The sequence below is a fragment of the Streptosporangium sp. NPDC006013 genome, from assembly GCF_040614275.1.
Lineage (GTDB): Bacteria > Actinomycetota > Actinomycetes > Streptosporangiales > Streptosporangiaceae > Streptosporangium.
Window position 1 is genome coordinate 1 of record NZ_JBEXUE010000833.1, and the last position, 2,345, is coordinate 2,345.

Annotated in this window: 2 protein-coding genes; both read right to left on the bottom strand. The window is 71.8% G+C overall.

The window, feature by feature from the left end:
* Positions 1–281: 281 nt before the first annotated feature.
* Positions 282–1,064, bottom strand: a complete 783-nt coding sequence (locus ABZ260_RS50105) for a TetR/AcrR family transcriptional regulator (protein ID WP_355632759.1) — start codon at positions 1,062–1,064, stop codon at positions 282–284.
* A gap of 11 nt (positions 1,065–1,075) precedes the next feature.
* A partial coding sequence (locus ABZ260_RS50110; protein ID WP_355632762.1) for an MmgE/PrpD family protein occupies positions 1,076–2,345 on the bottom strand: 1,270 nt, incomplete at its 5' end.

A 2,345-nucleotide genomic window follows, 5' to 3' on the forward strand; every position in this document is an offset into this window, starting at 1 on the left:
CCGGTCCCCCGACGCTCTGTTCGGTATCACCGCGCGGCGGTGCCGGCGCGTCCGGCCGGCACTCGGGCCGTCAGGTCCTCATCACGCTCTTTCGCGCTCACGAGTCGGACATGACACAGCCCCCGTTCCCGCACGCGGACTACCCGGTTTAGTACCGTGCCCGGATCACCTTCACGCTCATCCGGTCCCCAAGGCTTCCTCAAGAGCGGCCGCCCGCACACCGGTCCGGCTCGGACGGGTTTCGGGCGCGCGGACAACCGGCGAGGCCCGAGGCCGATCGGTCAGCGCGGTGACCGCGCCTGCTGACCGACCTCGGCCGTACGGACGTCGTCACCGTGGGCGGCCAGTATGCCGCGGAGCATGAACTCCAGCCCGACCTGGAACTGCGAGTCGTGGGGCAGGTCGACGAGCAGCCCGGACAGTTCCACCATGTGGGGGAATTCGTTCGCCGGCAGCGCGGCGTAGAAATGCCCGCGCTGGCGCCTGAGTTCGCGGGCGTCCTCACCGGGCCCGCCCCAGGGGCGTGGCATCTGGTAGGAGGCGAATCCCATGGTGTAGGTCATGAGCGCCCCGTAGACCCGCACGGACAGGTCCGCCGACAGGCCGGTGGCGCGCAGACGCTCGAGCACGCGCTCGAACGCGCCGCTCAGCGAGGTCTGGCTGGTCGTCGCGCGGGTCGACAGCAGGTAGATCACGCTCGGGTGGGAGCGCATCATCCCGAGCAGTGCCTGGGCCAGGTCGCGTACCACGGTCTCGGGATCGAGCCCGATCTCCTCGGGCAGGCTGAGGTTGCCGAGGACGAGGTCGGCCATGCCGTCCAGGATCTCGTCCTTGTTCTTGAAGTGCCGGTACAGCGCCATCGTGCTGAAGCCCAGCTTGGCGGCGAGCCTGCGCATGGTCAGGGCGTGCAGGCCCTCGTGGTCGCCGATCTCGATGGCGGCGCGCAGGATGTGGTCGGCAGTCAGTGCCCGCTCCCCCTTGCGGGCGCTTCCTCTGGACGGTTCTTCCCCATTCCGCGGCCCCGCTCCCGTATCGGCACCGCGCGCCGTCAAACCATCTTCCAAGGCTCTCACTCTCAGATCGTTTCACAGCCCGACGGCCACAGGCGCAGTCGTGCCACGTCCGTCGCGCTCTCCAACGCCAGGCAGTCGGCGATGTGCCGGGCGGCTCCCTCGTGCTCCCGCAGCAGCCGTTCCGCCTTGGCGACCAGTTGCCCGCGTGTCATCGGCAGCGCTGGGTCACCCGGCGGATCCAGCACCACCCTCCGGTACGACACACCGGCGGACGTCGTCACCGTGACCTCGGCCCCCCAGTGACGCGGGTAGGCGGCCTCCACGACCCCTCCCGCCTCGATCGCGACCCCAGGCCCCGCTCCCGGCACGGTGTCTTCCCGGCCGGACTCGGCACCAGCCTCCCTAAATATGGAGATATTTCGGATATCTCCACTCAGGGTGGCGGCCACCACGAACGGAGCGCTCGCCGCCGCGGCAGCCGGATCGGCAGGACACGGATCGACGGTGACGAACTGGAGCGCGGCGGAGGGAAGCCCGATCCTGACCTCGGCCACCGTCTCGGGCCGCACCCCCTCGGCGACCAGATCCTCCAGCGCGCTCACCGCGGCGTGCAACGGGCGGGCGCAGGGATAGGCCTTAAGCGAGCACTCCAGCAGATGCGGCGTCCCCGACCCCGCCTCGGCGGGCTCCCTGCGCAGCGCGGGGGCGACGGCGCCCTCCAGCAGGCGAGGATCGACCTCCATGCCCGCGGCGGCGAACCGTACCGCGTCGAGACCGGCGCAGGCGGCCCTGCCGAGGGCGACGTAGTGCGCGTCACCCAGACGTCCCGACGGCAGCAGACCGGCCATGCCACCCACCGCCAGACCGATCGCGGCGAGCGTTCGCTCCCGGTCCAGGCGGTACAGCCGGGCGAGTACGACAGCGGTGCCGACGGGGCCGAACAGCGCGCCGGGCCACCATCGGTCGGCGTACAGCGCTGGGCCGCCGAACCTCGCACCGACCTCGGCCACCGCCTCGTACCCGGCGATCACGGCGCGGAGCAACTCTTCACCGCCGCGGCGCAGGGCGGTCGCGACGAGCACGGCCGGGGGGATCACCACGGCGGCGGGCAGGGTGGCCGACCCGGTGTGGATGGCGTCGAACTCGTCCACGTGAGCCTGGGTGGCCCCCGCCAGCACCGCCTCGCGCAGGACCGCGTCCGCCTCCACGCGGCGGTCCTGGACAACTGCCTCGTTCCGTCCCCGCCGAAGCCCGCCCACCGCGCGGAGCCGCCGCGCGGTGGGGTGGTCGGCTCCGGCGAGAACGCAGGCCGTGGTGTCGAGCACATGCTCG